The following is a 14,689-nucleotide window of genomic DNA, read 5'->3' as shown; positions in this document are numbered from 1 at the left end:
CGTCACATTACCCAAGCTATTCCAACGCAAATCCGCTTCAGCGCCCCACGGGATCAGGCACCCGATTCGGTGCACTTGAAATACGTGGCTACCGGCGGACTTCGCCTCCAGGCTTTGTACGAGATACATCCGACCTCGCCCATGCTGCGTTGAAAACAGGCTCGGATGCTCATTGACAACTAGTCAACTCCGTTTCCTCGCCTGTTTTCGCCTTGCCTGGCCTTCGCTCGAATACATTTCGTACAGAGCCTATATCTATGTTTTGGGGTTCCTTTAAGAATGAGTCGCCCTTGGTTTAGCTGGTTACAGGCTGGACAATAGGGCCAAGGGCTTCGTTGGGGCTTTCACAGAAAACTTTCCACTCAGTTACATGATTTTGTGCTGTATCACTTCAAGACCTTACCGGCTCCTGATCTGAGCGGACGCGCGGGGTATGGGACACTCCGACTGCGCATTCAGACTGCGAGCTTCTTCGCCAGCCAGAGCACTTGTTTGAAGGGTGCCCAAGCATCTGCGTATAGCCAACAGCCGATGGCTATGAGTAGACATAGATGGCCAAGCCAAATAGCCAAGGAGGATGTGCACTTGCCAAAGTTACGGCCACTAAGCAATAAATTGTAGTTGTACTTGACTACGAACCCCAGCATCACGATGAGCAGCCCCGCGCCCCCGGATAAGGTTAATGCCAGACCGTTAAGACGGGATGCCATGCCCATGAGAAATGTGCCGGTCATCAGCATGAACATGATCGGCTTTCCGGCCAGCCAGCCAAGCTTCGGCAAGAACGGCAGCATGGCTATTAACTTTTCCTTGAGGTCGCTGTCAGTGAACAACTTCAATGTGTAAAACTGAAACGCGAAAATCACGAACATGGGGATGCACGCGCCGGCAAGCGTTTCGAGCCACCACTCCGGCACCGACAGCAACTCTTGTATCGAAGGGTCGAGAGCTTGGTACTTCTCCGTCAGTTTCAGATCGACCAGCTTGCGCCCACACCAAAAGGCAAGCCCCCCAAGAAGCAACGTGCTGATCCAGAAGCGCAAAGAGCCTAGTCGCTTGGCCAACGCCAAAAGGTTTTTCATTTAGCTTAAATCCTGCGTCCATTCTATAAAGACCACATGGTCCAAAGTCTATTCCTTAGCAGATTCTCACTCGAACCTGCGAAGCGTTCGCCAAACTCGCTCAAGGCAGGCCGGACCCCACTGATGCGGTAACATTTCCTCGATCTCACCGACCGGCTTCGCCACCCTGCTCGCCCGCGCGCCCCTAGGTGCAGCAGGCCCGCTATCTCTGTACGACCCGTGGCTGCACATAAATACTCATCGGATTGTAATTCCGCCGGCCAAGCTCTATAAGCACTAATGTTCTTCAACATGACAAGTGCATAGCCATGAACCGAATTCAGATTTCGATCTTGCTGGCTGCATTGACCTGCGCGCTGCCGGCCAAAAGCGATCTGTTTGGAGGCAGTAACTCTTTCTTCCGTAAACCACTCGGAGATACGGGAGATACGCTTCAGAATGTCGTCAATACTACGACCGAAATCCTCACCAACGGTCAAAAACGGATCACGCAGGAGTTCACAAACGGCGTTAAGGTAGCGACCGAACAGATCCCAGGTGCCGCGCCTTTGGTTACTGTGATGTTTCCGAACGGGGTGACTCAGGTCACACAAGACCTGGACTTAGGTGTCAAGTTGATCACGGAAACGTTCCCGGAAGGCGAAAAGCGAGTCACAAAGTTGCTGGCCGATGGAAGCAAGACAATAACCGAGACGCTGCGCGATGGTTATGTTCGCGTCTTCGATGAGACCGCCAATGGCACAAAGATCTTCACCCAAGTGTTTGCGAACGGGAACAAGGTTGTCACACAGATCCTGAAGGACGGCACGCGCACCGTCACAGAAGTGCTGTCCGAAGCCAGCAAGACCTATCTGGCTACTCTTAAGCTCCAGCAGGACCTGCTTAACCAGCAAGTATCACTTGTCGAGCAAACGGCGTCCGAGGCATTGGATGTCGCCAAGGCCATCGAACGGTTCAACCGCCGGCAGATCAGCGGGATCGGCGACTCAATTGGAAGCGCCGAGCGCAGACTTCGCGAAGGCAAGGTGGTCGATGCTATCTGGGGCCTCAACATTGAGCAGTACCAGAACACCGACAATAACGCCGCACAGGCCGCGTTGGAAAACAAATACATCGCATCCGCGGGACAACTCGCCGCCACGACCTATGGAGGTCCGGCGGGCGGCGCTGCATACACGGCTTGGCTGACCTACAAGGCCACTGGCGACGCCGAGCTCGCCCTTAAACAGGGCGTGCTGAGTGGGGTGGTGTCGGCCGTCGGTAGCGGCATCGCCGACATGCCCAGTGGCACGACCACAGAAGTCGCAAAGAAGGTCAGCGCCTCAGCCGCATTCGCTGCGGCGCAGGCTTCCGCCTCCGGCGCGGGAAGCGAAGAAGCAATCCGGGGAGCGATCTACCAACAGATCAGCGCCCAAGCAGCCCAAGGCCTAATCGATCTGCCGCCGAACTTCAAAGACACGCCACTCAAGAAAGCCCTCGCAGATGCGTCCATAGCCGGTGCCAAGGCGATGGTCACGACCTTCGACGAGCAATCCGCAGAAAGCGCCATCCGCGCCTCGCTGATCACCAGCGTTACCAACAACATCACCGAGCAACTGCCCACCGAGCAGATGCGGCAGGTTAAGAAGGCAGCGACCGTGGCCGCCATCACGGCACTGACCGTCGCAGCGTCAGGAGGCAACGAGCGTGCAGTTCTTGATGCGGTTGCAGCTAGTGGACAGATCCTCGTCCAGGACGAAGTCGAACAACTGGCTGTTGCGCTCCGGCAGGAAGCGAGCGACGCCGGGAAGCTTTACTACATGAAGATATTCGACGGCGACCCGGATGAAGTCGAGCTGCAGATAAGCCACATGAAAGACGCTTTCGGCGACATGCAGAAGTTACCAGCCCAGTGGGGTGCCGCGATCACCTCACGTACGGACGAAATGCGGGCTGCCCAAGGCTATCCACCCTTGGTCCAGGTCGAAGGCGACACCCAAGTCCTCGCGGTCGCGAACGGCGAGTGGACGGTGTCCTACCTGCCCCGCAATGCCACCGACGGAGCAAGTACACCTGTAATCCTCACATTCACCGGCCCTAAAAGCTCCCTGGCTAAACAGCAGGCTGAGAAAGAGGAAACACTCCGCGAGGTGCAGGCGACGTTGCGCGACAACACCATATACTCCCGCTGACCAAGGCTCAGCACCCGCAGTACGACCAGCGTCTTCGTATACCTCCGCTGGGGGACCGCCAAGGATTGCTCAGTCAAGAAGGTCCGTTAGCTGGCGTGGCGGCGAAAGCCGGGGGGGCCCGTTCTCGCTGCTGCTGGCAGGTATTCTCTGCTTTCGAAGTCCTGCTTACGTCGGAAGTGTTGCGTGCAGGCCGTCTCATGACGAAGTACTCGGAGGACTGGCCAGCATTTTCGGACTGTGGCGAGGCGCACACGCAATTGCAGCGCCTACCGGTTACCGGTGGACATCCGGCCAAATCACCTTGGTCGCCAATAGCCGCGCCTGAAATCGAGCCAAGTGCTAGGGTCGACACGGAGTGTTGGTTTGAGCCACCCTGGATTTTTCGTACGCCTTGATAGCTCATTTGGACAGCCCCTCTCACATCTCCGATCAGGGAGGCACGCAATTGCAGGAGCTTTTTTACGGCTTGGAACTGGAGCGGCCCTTCATGCAGGTGCACCACTTTCCCATATTTCAGGAATCGGTCTTCACTGCATCTGTAGGACCACTCTGATTTGGGAGCCCACCCAACAACTATCGCAGAACGGGAATTATGATTTACCGCCTCAATTGCCATAGGATCGGCCTTTCACAGCCATGGATTTACGCCATCTACACCGTTTTCTGGCGGTAGCTGAAGAGCTACATTTTGCCCGCGCGGCTGAACGCCTCCACATCGAACAATCACCCCTATCTCGCAGCATCAAGGATCTTGAATCTGATCTTGGCGCTGTCTTGTTTGATCGTTGTGTCAGAGGTACGCGACTGACCTCAGCAGGGCGAGCGTTGCTGGAAACCGTCCCTCGAATTTTTACCGCGGTGGAGCAAGCACGCAGAAGCGTTGAGGCAGTTGCTTCTGGGCATCGAAGCACTCTGCGCGTCGCACTGTCAGACGCAATTTTCCCCAACCGCTTGGCTTCGATACTGGCTCTGAGTAGAGAACAAGAACCTGATATCGAAATCCGGCTTTTTGAAATGCCCTTGGTCGATCAGTTGAGAGGACTCACCCAAGACCTCTACGACATAGGTTTCTGCGGTACGAGTACGGTGCCAGAAGGTATCCAGGCCAAGGCATTGTGGAGAACGCAACTGGTGGTTGCCATGCCACCAAGACACCCTTTGCTGGAGTACGCCTACGTACCCTTGGCAGAGGCATTGGACTATCCAATGGTCCGTTTCCTGCCGCGTAGCCGTACCAGCATCAGCCATAAAACCGATGAGCTAATCGACGCGATAGGCTGCCCACCTAATGTGGTGGAGAGCGTAGAAAGCTTGGAGCTGATGATAACGCTGATTACCGCTGGCTATGGGGTAGGCCTGGTCTGTGAGCAGGAAATGGCGCTACGTGATGCGAGGGACATTGTCACGCGACCTTTAGCCGGCCAGCCAACCTACCTGACAACTTATGTGCTAAGCCCATCACTCCAAACTTCTCCGCCGCACATCAGCCGCTTCATAGAACGCGCAATGGCCGTAGCGGCCGAGCATCAACCTACGCCTCACTCAAGAGGATGCAAAATCGAGTGAGCGTCTGACCTTCTGTGCATCACTCGAGGCCATCGCTTCGCAAACAACGAAGTTCCGAGGGCGACGTCTTAGGGCTGTTGCGTTCTGTCCATTGGTTGAGACCAGATCGGTCTGTACAAAAGGACTCAATCTCATTCGAATGTTGTTCACAGCAGGTCGATTCAACTGCAATGCGATAAACCCCGTGAGCTTTCCAGGAAAACGGGTCAACGGGTATCGCGCATTGTCGATGGTGGTTCCAAACCATCAGCGTTGAATACCCGACACATCCCACAGTGGCGCCCAGTGAGGGCCAAGGAGTGTCGTATGACCACAGAAAGCATGATCCAGGTTGTTGAACCAGAGCACCGAATTATGCGCCTTGCTGAGGTTGAAAAGACCGTCGGCTTCAAACGTACGCACATCTACAACCTTATCAAACTCGATCGATTCCCTCGTCCGCTACGCATCGGCATACGCGCCATTGGCTGGGATTCAGCCGAAATCGCCCACTGGGTTAGCGAGCGCCTGAAAGACAGGGTCTGAGGGAGTGAGCATGACTGTACTGGTGATTCTCTCGACCAAGGGCGGTGTTGGAAAAACCACCATCGCCGTTAATCTGGGTGCTCTAGCGGCCGACGCGGGTTTGCGGGTTCTGCTCATGGACCTCGATACTCAACCAACACTCTCGAGCTATTTTCCGCTCAGCCTCCAGGCTCCCGCCGGCATCTATGAAATGCTCGCACTCAACGAGTGCGACATGAAACGCCTCGTTTCGAAAACCATAATCCCAAGACTCGACCTGGTTCTATCAAATGATGCTCAAGGCCAGCTCAACACGCTGCTGATGCATGCACCCGATGGCCGCTTGAGACTCAGAGGGCAACTGCAGATATTCCAAGCTCATTACGACCTCATCATCATCGATACGCAGGGCGCTCGCAGTGTCCTACTTGAGTCCGCAGTGCTCGCGGCAGATCGTGCGGTGTCGCCCGTGACACCGGAGATTCTCGCAGCACGAGAGCTTCGCCGGGGCACGGTGCAACTAATGCATGATATGCAGCCATTCCGAGCGCTAGGTGTTGAACCACCGACTCTTCAGTTGCTGCTCAATCGTGTACCTGCAATCTCGCGCAACGCCCGTGCCGTACAACACGCCCTACGACAAGTTTTCGAACAGGAAATGGAGATCCAAATACTCGACACACTCATCCCTGCGGTCCAGGCGTACCCCGTTTCGGCAAGCGAGCGCCTGCCGGCGCATTACATAGAACCCAGGAAACCCTGGAAGCGTAAAGCACCTGCTGCACTGGATACTTTCAGGGACCTCTGTATCGAGCTGTTCCCGCATTGGCGGCAACGGTTCGAAGCCGTTACAGACACAGGCAAAAAGGATGGCGGGCATGGCGATCTCCAGCAGTGATGAGACAGACGCTTCGCTAACAGCCTTGCTCAAAGCAGAAGTGTTCCAGCACTCCGGTCAGAATGATGTTGAGCTGAAGAGTCCTTTAGCGGACAGGCCCGTAAGCGTGACGTTGGATCAACTGCTGCCATACGACCGGAACCCAAGAAAGATCCGCAACCCCAAGTATGAGGAAATTAAGGCCTCTATCCGCGAACGCGGTCTGGATGCCCCCCCTGGGATAACGCAGCGTCCAGGCGAGTCTGGCTTCAGGATTTATAGCGGCGGGACAACACGGCTGAGCATCTTGCGAGAGCTATGGACCGAAACGAAGGAGGAGCGTTTCTTCCGCATATCCTGCTTGCTCCGGCCATGGCCAGCACGCGGCGACATCGTGGTGTTAACAGGGCACCTGGCGGAAAACGACATGCGCGGCCACCTGACCTTCATTGAGCGCGCCTTGGGCGTCGAAGATGCCAGTGCGCTTTATGAAAGTGAGTGTGGCAAAGCCCTTTCCCAGTCCGAACTCGCAAGGCGCCTGACGGCGGATGGCTACCCTACCCCGCAATCTCACGTAAGCCGAATGCGCGAAGCGGTTCAGTACCTGCTGCCGTGCATACCCAAACTTTTATTCTCGGGGCTTGGTCGACATCAAGTCGAGAAACTTGCGGTACTGCGTAATGCCGGACACCGTATCTGGGATGAACATGCCAAGGGCAGAGCGGCCAATGTTGACTTCACGGAGCTATTTCAGGAAGTGCTGGCGCAGTTCGACGGTGACCTCTCGGGCTTTTTGCAGCAGCGACTTCAAGACGAACTCGTCGGGCGGATGGCTGACTCACTGGGGATCGATTACGACATCCTCAATTTCGACCTGAAGACCAACGAAGCTCGGCAGACAGCGTTGCACCAACACCCCGAGCCTCCCGAGCCAGCACCCTCCGTACTTGCGGGTGGTCAGCTTCCACAAGGCACTGCGCTTCCGGCACCAGCCCTGCCCAGCGTGTGCGGAACCACTGACCTATCCACCGCGAATACCCCGCCCCCACCCCGCCACGACTCCATTGAACAGTTGGTCTCCAGCCACACGGGAGCTGAAGGGTCTTCACCCGATGTATTCGAGTCGATATGGCCATTACCTCCAGGTGTCGACCAACCAGCACGGCTGCGCGAGCTGACCGGCCAAATGGCTTTTGAATTGGCAGGTGAACAGCGCGAGCACATGGCGATAACAGACCGCGGCATCGGCGTGCAGTGCAGCGCTGGCGCCTCTCAAAGCCCTCTGCTTGCGTTCATTTCCTCATTGAACTCGACCACGCCAACACCGCTGGTGCAACTGCTCCTGGGAGAGCCTGATCCGTCTAGCGGTACTCAACGCCTGAGTGATCCAGATCTGCTCAAACTGTTCCAACTGATCCGACTTGCACGCCGTCTGAAGGAGTTGGGCAACGATTCGATGTACTGATGCCAGGAGGTTCAGATGTCTTCACCGCATCCCTTGAATCAAGCCGTGATCGCACAAGCGTTGCACGACATGCGCAATGGCCAGCTGCGACGATGCAAAGCCATGGGCTTCGACGATGATGATCTGGCTGCGCTGAAGGAGCCCTCTCAAGTCAGCGTACTGCTCAACGCATCGGTGTCCTGGTGCACCGTAACAGTGAACCATGAGGTGCTTCGTCGCCTGCTTCGACAACTGGATAATGTTGAGCAGGAGATCGCCAATGTCGACCGCATGCTTCGCTTGGGGGCGAGCACAGAAATGGTGGCAGGCTTCTATGGCCTCACCCATCAGGAAATTGCGCTACGACGAGACATCCTGGGCCTGCCCAAGCGCAAAGGTCGACACCCTGTGCTGAGCGAAGCCCAAGACACCGAGCTCTGGGAAGCCTGGAAGCCGGAGTTCGATGCGCGCCGCATTGCAATCAACGATGACTTGGCTCTGCTCGCCCTCACTCTGGACCTGGCCGAGATCCTCGGGCACCCGGCGTCGGTGATCTGGGCGACCGTTCGCAGCTGGATTGACGAAGGGCTGGTGAAATCATGACTGAACAAGCCTCTGCTACCTGTGACCTTTTCGCGCCACCTCACACCCGTCCGCTACTCAACGAGGGACTGCTGTACAGCGGTGACACTCACGGACCAGTGCCTCGACAGCTGTTCACCGATAATCGACTGACACCGTTGGAACGCAATGCATGGCAGCTCTTTCGCATGACGCTGGCAAGCGAAGGCATATCACCGCTGCCCACCTACGAGCAGTTGCAGCCCTACATGACAACCATGCCCTGCGGCGCGAAAGCGTCACATGAAACCATCGCGCGAGCCCTCACCCTACTACGGCTCAGCCGATGGATGACATTGTTTCAGAAACGTCGAGACAAGAAGACAGGCCGCATGCTCACCAACCTCTACGTGCTCCACGATTATCCACTCACACCTTATGAAGCCACGAAGCTGGACCCCTCCTACCTGACGCTGGTCTGTCATTCTCTAAAGCACGCGAGCAAGGCGGTACAACGAGTGGCTCGCCAAGTTGTTCAGGACATCTTGCTGGACCCTCTATTCAACATCATCGATCTGCCGGAAGAGCTAAGGCGATTGACTGGTCAAGCTCACGACGTAATCGACCAGCACACGCCCACTGTGGTGCATGTTGCTAATTCCGAAGTCACTGCGCCGGACTCCTATCCACAGGACGCTCGACCGCGGTACACACCAAACACCCTCAGGGCCAAGGCTTCCACCCCGCACGATCTGAATCCGAAGTCGAACCGTAGTACTTTAAAAGACAAGAAAAAGCTAAGTACGGAACCGCTCGAACAGCCCGAGCTGGCACAACCACTACGGTATCCGGCGTTGTTCATCCAGTTGAAGGTCGATCAGCAATCGCAGATCAAGACCACGATGTCCAAGGTGCCGGGCAACCTGCGACAAGCCGTGCTGGACGAATGGTCGGTCAGATGCCAAAAGCAGCAGGTTCGTAGCCCGGCGGGATATTTATATGGCCTCCTGCAGAAGGCGTTGCGCGGCGAGTTCAAACCTTGGGCCGCCAGGCAGCAATCGCCCGCAGCCTCCACCCTCACAGTCTTGGCCCCACCACGCCAAAGGCATGACACAAAGCGCCAGCAACCAACGCTCGCTCGCGCTTACCTGGCCCAGCTTCGCGCGATGCTCAACATCGGCACTCAACCGACCCCTGCCCTGCCTTCTGGCTGAGCGGGCTGATCTATCCCCTGGGGATAGGTTTCCGATCACCCGCTTGCGCCATACCCGAGCATTACCGAGAGCCATCAGAATCAGGCCCCGACACCGTTCGGTTTGATCACTGACAACGGGTATCGGTAACTCGACCCTGTGTGCTCATCTCTTCCACAAGAGCACCCACCATGAGCAATGACCTGCAACTGAACCTGGGCGCATTGCGCAGCAGCATGCAGCTAACCCTTCACACCCACCATGCCTCACGTATCTGGCATGGGCGAGCATCGGGTGACGGTCGCGCCGCCATCATCGGCTTGAACGGGTTTCTCGCGATCATGAACAAGATGAAGCGCGGCGCAGAGCAGGACGATCCCTACTCTGACAACTGGATGCTTCGTATAGAAGCCAAACTGGAAGACACGAAAGCCCGACTGCAGCAACTGCGCGAGCAAGTCGATCTCGTGCTTGCAGACATTCCCAGGGCATTGAGCCTTGGCGAGAACCTGAATGTTCAACCTGTCTCCCTGCCGCTTTTTATCAACGCTCAACTGGGCTTCGCCGCAGTTTATCTTCTGGCTGACTTCGACGACCTCGCCCGACGACTGATCCTGGCCCATCACACCGCCCTCATCGACAGGCACACCCTTGAACGATGGCTGGATGAAGGGGCTCATGCGCTCCGCAGCCTCTTCAGCCTGGCCCAGCAATACAAATTTTCTGGCACCCAGCGCGATGATTTCGCTGCCAATAATGCAGCGGCGCGATCGGCGCGAGAGAAGTTCGGAGAGCTGGCGCACGACGTCCTGGAGGGAACGCGGCGATCGCGGTTTGCTCCGCCTATCGTTCGGCGTAACGGCTCTGAGCGCACAGTTGTCCCTGAAATGGCTGGTGAGGTTGCCGACAAAACACCGAACTCATCTTTGGGTGACGAAAGCAAAGAGGCGGTGCTAGGTGAGGAGGATCCTCAATGAAGGTCTTGTCATTCATACCGCTTACCCAGGAAGACTTTGATGTTCTGGCACAGACAGCCTCCCTAAAAGGCCTTTTACAACCTTTTAAAGGTAAAAGAGGTCTGGAAGGCTGGGCCAGTCAATGTCGACAGTTACGGGACGACCTGATTCGTCTTTCAGCAAGACGAGTACTGGCGCAGGCCCGTTCCGCACCATTCAGTCTCCTACCCGTTCAACTGGCCCAGCAGGCGACTGAAGCGGGGACCGTGTTTCTGCGCTGGCGCAATCTCGATCGCAGCGCGATGGGCGTGGGTCTGTGGGAACAGTTGATCGCCAGCCCATCGACGCCCCAGGAACTGCTGGTCGATCTCTACGACCTGGAACTGCATCGCATCCACCTCAACATGCTCATCAGCTTGGCTCACACCATGGCAAAGCAAGCTGAGGAATGCGCCAACAAAGCTGGTCACGCGGAGGCCGTGCTCGTCCGGCGGCTCACCCACGACTCCATTCCAACGAAGGGAAAACACCAATGAGCACTCATTTTTTCGGTGAAGGGAATATTGGCTCAGTGCCGGAGCACCGTAGCTTCGGGCAAGGTAACGGTGAGCCTCGGCACCTGCTGCGTCTCAACGTCTACTTCGACAACCCTGTCCCGGTGAAGGATGGTTATGAGGACCGTGGGGGCTACTGGGCGCCCGTCGAAATCTGGCACAAGGATGCAGAGCGCTGGAGCACCCTGTACCAGAAAGGCATGCGTGTACTTGTCGAGGGACGAACCGTGCGTGACGAATGGCAGGATGACGAAGAGAACGTCAGAGTGACCTTCAAGATCGAAGCACGTCGTGTGGGCATCCTTCCCTATCGGCTCGACGGAATTACAATCGCCGCCAAACCTGCTACGGACAGTTCCAGCGAAGGCTGAACATATCCAGCATCAGGGCGGTGGCCACCCACCGCCCGAAATCGAGCGCCCCCAGGTCGCACCACCATTCAATGTCCGCCGAGGCTCACTGAGGCCCGCTGGCGCGGCACATGGCGATGCTACCGGTATAGGGGCGCCAGGCAGTACGCATACATCCACGACACCTTCTCTCCTCCCCTTCATTCTCGGGCCAGGTGCTACTGACGTTGGTCAGTCCCCACCCAGGCAGCCCCGGTCTTCAAAGCTGCGTTTCGCTCTAGCGTCATGGCCACCCCGTCCGCACCGCATCTCTTCGCGGGCACTCGCTATCCCGTAGCGACGATGCCACTTCCCTCTCCCTCAGGAGCTCGTAATGTCCACGAATATTTCTGCCCTTGATCGGTGTAAGGTGTGGCCTTACACTGAATTCCAATGATCACAGGCTTCAGGCACAAAGGCCTGAGAGCGCTGTACCTTCGGGGCGATACATCCGGGGTACGTCAGGATCATGCAGTTCGACTGATTCGCCTTCTGGCGTTTCTGGAACAGGCCCAGAGTCCAGGTGATATGGACCAGCCAGGCAATCGACTTCACCCTCTGCAGGGCAAATATGCCGGCTACTGGGCGGTCAATGTGTCTGGCAACTGGCGGCTGGTCTTTCGCTTTTGCGCAGGCCACGTCGAGCTGGTCGATTACCTTGATTATCATTAGGAGGCTTTCAATGCCCCTGCATAACCCTCCCCACCCGGGCGAGTCGCTTCGTTGTGACGTGCTCCCGGCGCTCAACATGAGCATTACCGACCTGGCACATCATCTGGGCTATTCCCGCGGCCAGTTATCGACGGTACTGAATGGTCGCGCCGCTGTATCCGCCGACTTGGCTCACCGCCTGGAGCTTGCCGGTATCAGCACCGCCCGTATGTGGCTGGCCATGCAAGCCGCTTATGACCTCTGGCAAGCTGAGCAACGAAGCCATCCTCCCATCACGCGTCTGCAGCACGCTTGACGTTCGTCCAAAGCCTTTAGCCTCCCCGCACAGCCCCTGTCATTCAGGGGCTGCTTTCATCCGCTGATGTTCACCGAGCGCCGCGCGCGGCACAAAGCGGAGCTCTTTCTTCCCTCTCTTCTTTTCGCCATTACAGCACAGGTGAAGCATGCCCCCTGAGCGGTTGCGCCAGAGTTCAGCCCGCGTCCCTGCGCCAATTCATACCTGTCGAATGGAGACTGATTTCTGTGATTCAGGTTTCAAGGAAGAGTCCCCTGAACTCATGCCTGCGTGAGTTGAGGAGACCCTTCCGGGTAAGCCGTACTCGATGCCGGTGCCCGCCGGCCAACAAAGGGCGCCGTTTGTGCGCGAATGTGTGCCAAAAGCTTCCGGCCCCAGCCACGACACGGGTCGGGCGGAAATACTCATCGGGGATCGGTGAAGACGACAACCGGGCCTGACGCAATCCGCCGTGGTTTCACTGCTCCAGCCGATGGCACCTGCCATCGGCACCTTGATCTCGCCTAGCCCCCCTAACGATCAAGGTCCAGCGTTATGAACAGACACCCCCATCGCGTCACCTATGCAAGCATCTGCAGTGGGATCGAGGCCGTCACCGCGGCCTGGCATCCATTGGGTATGAAACCCGTCTGGTTCGCCGAGATCGACCCCTTCGCATGTGCCGTCCTCGCCCACCACTACCCGCACGTACCGAACCAAGGAGATATGACCCACCTCGCCTCTCTGGTGCTTAAGGGAGCAATTCCCACAGCAGAGGTTCTGGTTGGCGGGACACCCTGCCAATCCTTCAGCATCTCCGGCCTGCGCCAAGGACTGAATGACCCGCGCGGCGCACTGACCCTCAGCTACGTGGAGCTTGCCAATGCCTTCGATACCATCCGCAAACAAGAGGAGAAACCCGCGTCGATCATCGTCTGGGAGAATGTCCCCGGCGTGCTTTCCGATCGAACCAACGCCTTTGGATGCCTGCTCTCGGCACTGGCTGGCGAATGCCATGTGTTACGCCCACCCTGCAAGAGTTGGTCGGACGCAGGTGTGGTGCTGGGTCCCCAGAGAACTATCGCGTGGAGGGTATTGGATGCTCAATATTTCGGAGTGCCCCAACGCCGTCGTCGAGTCATCCTTATCGCAAGTGCTCGAGAAGGGTTCGATCCCACTGAAGTACTTTTTGAGCGTACGAGCCTGTGCCGGGATCTTGCGGCGGTCAGCCCGCAACAAAAGACGGTTGCCGGCACCCTTACTACACGCAATGCAGGCGGTGATCTCACTTGCCTGCAGCCAGTCCTGACGCCGTATTGCCTTGCGCATGGCCAAGGTAATGCAGAGGTTCTGGTGGATGGGTCCCCCACACTCACGTGCAACCATGAAGCCCCGATCCTTGTGCACGCAGCTGCAGTGCGCCGCCTGATGCCTGTCGAGTGCGAAGCCATTCAAGGGTTCGAACGCGGCTATACCCGAATTCCCTGGCGCAACAAACCAGCGCTGGCATGTCCGGATGCACCCCGCTACCGGGTATTGGGAAACAGCATGGCCGTGCCCTGTATCGCCTGGGTTGGGCAGCGGCTGCTGTGGGTGTTGAGAGAAAGCGGAGTCGAGCGCCATGGTCTTTCTCGCTGACGCTCTGATTGAAACACCACAATGTTGAACCATGAACTGCGATGACTCATCGCGTCATGCCCAGGTAGCCAAGGTCTTCAAGGCTACGACGCGGGTTCCGCGTTGACTGACCCGTTCGCGCTACGCATCCCTCGGCGAACAGTCATCCCAGGATGACGGATGTACCCACCTCACTACGGATCAACCGATCCGATAACCCAAGCGGGAGAGCCCCCGTACGGGTCGTCTCCTGCGCGTTTTCATAATGGAGACACGTCATGAGTTCATCGAACGAAACTTCATATTTCGATCTGCACATAACCGGGCTTGGTTATCTGAATCGCGTGCGTGAGGTTACGCCGAAACAAGGCAAACCTTTTCTCGCCTGCGACGTTGTAGCGCTCAAAGGCCTCAGTACAAATGTTCAATACTGCCGCTTCGATGTCACGGTTTCTGGCACAGAAGCACAGGACCTGGTGCGCCGGTGCAAGAAGGCGGTTGAGGAGCAGCGCAAAGTGCTGATCGGTTTCAGGCTTGGTGATCTCTATGCGGAGTCCTTCATGTACCGAACCGGCGACCGCGCGGGACAGTACGGCGTGAGCCTGAAAGCGCGCCTGTTGTTCATCAGTTGGGTCAAGGTCGACAACGTTCAGGTGTACAAGGCCGAACCGAAGTCTACCGATGAACCAGGACAAATCTCTGTGGAAAACAGTGCTCCAGTCGCGGAGCCAATAGCCGCCGACTCGTACTGATCGACATCCTCACCAGAGCCTGGCGATCCAGTAGTGATGCGCTCGACTTTTCTCACCTCTCCGGGACGCCTGCCCCG

15 protein-coding genes are annotated in these 14,689 nt (G+C 57.1%); 14 read left to right on the top strand and 1 reads right to left on the bottom strand.

The features are described 5' to 3' along the window. Positions 1-455: 455 nt before the first annotated feature. Positions 456-1,082: a hypothetical protein gene (locus DM374_RS26605; RefSeq protein ID WP_110972563.1), complete on the bottom strand. Its 627-nt coding sequence runs from the start codon at positions 1,080-1,082 to the stop codon at positions 456-458. Between the two features lie 308 nt (positions 1,083-1,390). Here DM374_RS26605 and DM374_RS26600 point away from each other — a divergent pair, with 308 nt between their 5' ends. The 14 genes from DM374_RS26600 to DM374_RS26535 all read left to right on the top strand — a co-directional run bounded on the left by DM374_RS26600 (position 1,391) and on the right by DM374_RS26535 (position 14,612). Next, on the top strand, positions 1,391-3,253 hold the full coding sequence (locus DM374_RS26600) for a hypothetical protein (RefSeq protein WP_110972562.1): 1,863 nt from the start codon (positions 1,391-1,393) through the stop codon (positions 3,251-3,253). Between the two features lie 636 nt (positions 3,254-3,889). Beyond that, positions 3,890-4,819, top strand: a complete 930-nt coding sequence (locus DM374_RS26595) for a LysR family transcriptional regulator (protein WP_110972561.1) — start codon at positions 3,890-3,892, stop codon at positions 4,817-4,819. A 306-nt stretch (positions 4,820-5,125) separates the two neighbouring features. Then, positions 5,126-5,344, top strand: coding sequence for an AlpA family phage regulatory protein (locus DM374_RS26590; RefSeq protein WP_110972560.1), 219 nt, complete (start codon positions 5,126-5,128; stop codon positions 5,342-5,344). Positions 5,345-5,354: 10 nt separating this feature from the next. Further along, positions 5,355-6,221 (top strand): ParA family protein, encoded by an 867-nt coding sequence (locus tag DM374_RS34105; protein WP_110972559.1) that lies wholly within the window; start codon positions 5,355-5,357, stop codon positions 6,219-6,221. After that, positions 6,202-7,665 (top strand): ParB family protein, encoded by a 1,464-nt coding sequence (locus DM374_RS26580; RefSeq protein ID WP_110972558.1) that lies wholly within the window; start codon positions 6,202-6,204, stop codon positions 7,663-7,665. The genes DM374_RS34105 and DM374_RS26580 overlap by 20 nt, the downstream gene beginning before the upstream one ends. 15 nt (positions 7,666-7,680) lie before the next feature. Continuing rightward, entirely contained in the window at positions 7,681-8,247 is a 567-nt protein-coding gene (locus DM374_RS26575) for a DUF2857 domain-containing protein (RefSeq protein WP_110972557.1), read from the top strand. After that, a complete protein-coding gene (locus DM374_RS26570) occupies positions 8,244-9,419 on the top strand; it encodes an STY4528 family pathogenicity island replication protein (protein WP_157969752.1) in 1,176 nt (391 codons plus the stop codon). The genes DM374_RS26575 and DM374_RS26570 overlap by 4 nt, the downstream gene beginning before the upstream one ends. A 170-nt stretch (positions 9,420-9,589) precedes the next feature. Further along, the gene (locus tag DM374_RS26565; protein WP_110972555.1) at positions 9,590-10,375 is read left to right on the top strand and encodes a PFL_4669 family integrating conjugative element protein; all 786 of its coding nucleotides are present in this window, start codon (positions 9,590-9,592) and stop codon (positions 10,373-10,375) included. Beyond that, complete coding sequence (locus tag DM374_RS26560) at positions 10,372-10,890, top strand: DUF3158 family protein (protein WP_110972554.1); 519 nt, start codon at positions 10,372-10,374, stop codon at positions 10,888-10,890. The genes DM374_RS26565 and DM374_RS26560 overlap by 4 nt, the downstream gene beginning before the upstream one ends. After that, positions 10,887-11,279, top strand: coding sequence for a single-stranded DNA-binding protein (locus tag DM374_RS26555; RefSeq protein WP_110972553.1), 393 nt, complete (start codon positions 10,887-10,889; stop codon positions 11,277-11,279). The genes DM374_RS26560 and DM374_RS26555 overlap by 4 nt, the downstream gene beginning before the upstream one ends. 411 nt (positions 11,280-11,690) lie before the next feature. Then, entirely contained in the window at positions 11,691-11,969 is a 279-nt protein-coding gene (locus tag DM374_RS26550; protein WP_110972552.1) for a type II toxin-antitoxin system RelE/ParE family toxin, read from the top strand. A 10-nt stretch (positions 11,970-11,979) separates the two neighbouring features. Next, positions 11,980-12,264: a HigA family addiction module antitoxin gene (locus DM374_RS26545; RefSeq protein ID WP_110972551.1), complete on the top strand. Its 285-nt coding sequence runs from the start codon at positions 11,980-11,982 to the stop codon at positions 12,262-12,264. Between the two features lie 534 nt (positions 12,265-12,798). After that, positions 12,799-13,881 (top strand): DNA cytosine methyltransferase, encoded by a 1,083-nt coding sequence (locus DM374_RS26540; protein ID WP_110972550.1) that lies wholly within the window; start codon positions 12,799-12,801, stop codon positions 13,879-13,881. Positions 13,882-14,138: 257 nt separating this feature from the next. Continuing rightward, the gene (locus DM374_RS26535) at positions 14,139-14,612 is read left to right on the top strand and encodes an STY4534 family ICE replication protein (protein WP_110972549.1); all 474 of its coding nucleotides are present in this window, start codon (positions 14,139-14,141) and stop codon (positions 14,610-14,612) included. The last annotated feature ends 77 nt before the right edge of the window (positions 14,613-14,689 follow it).

Source organism: Pseudomonas huaxiensis (genome assembly GCF_003231275.1).
Lineage (GTDB): Bacteria > Pseudomonadota > Gammaproteobacteria > Pseudomonadales > Pseudomonadaceae > Aquipseudomonas > Aquipseudomonas huaxiensis.
This window is presented reverse-complemented; position numbering and strand designations above follow the sequence as displayed.

Excerpts from the sequence above, each read along its gene's own strand:
- DM374_RS34105 (WP_110972559.1), top strand. The coding sequence starts at position 5,355 with ATGACTGTACTGGTGATTCTCTCGACCAAGGGCGGTGTTGGAAAAACC.
- DM374_RS26605 (WP_110972563.1), bottom strand. The coding sequence starts at position 1,082 with ATGAAAAACCTTTTGGCGTTGGCCAAGCGACTAGGCTCTTTGCGCTTC.
- DM374_RS26550 (WP_110972552.1), top strand. The coding sequence starts at position 11,691 with ATGATCACAGGCTTCAGGCACAAAGGCCTGAGAGCGCTGTACCTTCGG.
- DM374_RS26560 (WP_110972554.1), top strand. The coding sequence starts at position 10,372 with ATGAAGGTCTTGTCATTCATACCGCTTACCCAGGAAGACTTTGATGTT.
- DM374_RS26595 (WP_110972561.1), top strand. The coding sequence starts at position 3,890 with ATGGATTTACGCCATCTACACCGTTTTCTGGCGGTAGCTGAAGAGCTA.
- DM374_RS26580 (WP_110972558.1), top strand. The coding sequence starts at position 6,202 with ATGGCGATCTCCAGCAGTGATGAGACAGACGCTTCGCTAACAGCCTTG.
- DM374_RS26535 (WP_110972549.1), top strand. The coding sequence starts at position 14,139 with ATGAGTTCATCGAACGAAACTTCATATTTCGATCTGCACATAACCGGG.
- DM374_RS26555 (WP_110972553.1), top strand. The coding sequence starts at position 10,887 with ATGAGCACTCATTTTTTCGGTGAAGGGAATATTGGCTCAGTGCCGGAG.
- DM374_RS26570 (WP_157969752.1), top strand. The coding sequence starts at position 8,244 with ATGACTGAACAAGCCTCTGCTACCTGTGACCTTTTCGCGCCACCTCAC.
- DM374_RS26540 (WP_110972550.1), top strand. The coding sequence starts at position 12,799 with ATGAACAGACACCCCCATCGCGTCACCTATGCAAGCATCTGCAGTGGG.
- DM374_RS26545 (WP_110972551.1), top strand. The coding sequence starts at position 11,980 with ATGCCCCTGCATAACCCTCCCCACCCGGGCGAGTCGCTTCGTTGTGAC.
- DM374_RS26590 (WP_110972560.1), top strand. The coding sequence starts at position 5,126 with ATGACCACAGAAAGCATGATCCAGGTTGTTGAACCAGAGCACCGAATT.
- DM374_RS26600 (WP_110972562.1), top strand. The coding sequence starts at position 1,391 with ATGAACCGAATTCAGATTTCGATCTTGCTGGCTGCATTGACCTGCGCG.
- DM374_RS26575 (WP_110972557.1), top strand. The coding sequence starts at position 7,681 with ATGTCTTCACCGCATCCCTTGAATCAAGCCGTGATCGCACAAGCGTTG.
- DM374_RS26565 (WP_110972555.1), top strand. The coding sequence starts at position 9,590 with ATGAGCAATGACCTGCAACTGAACCTGGGCGCATTGCGCAGCAGCATG.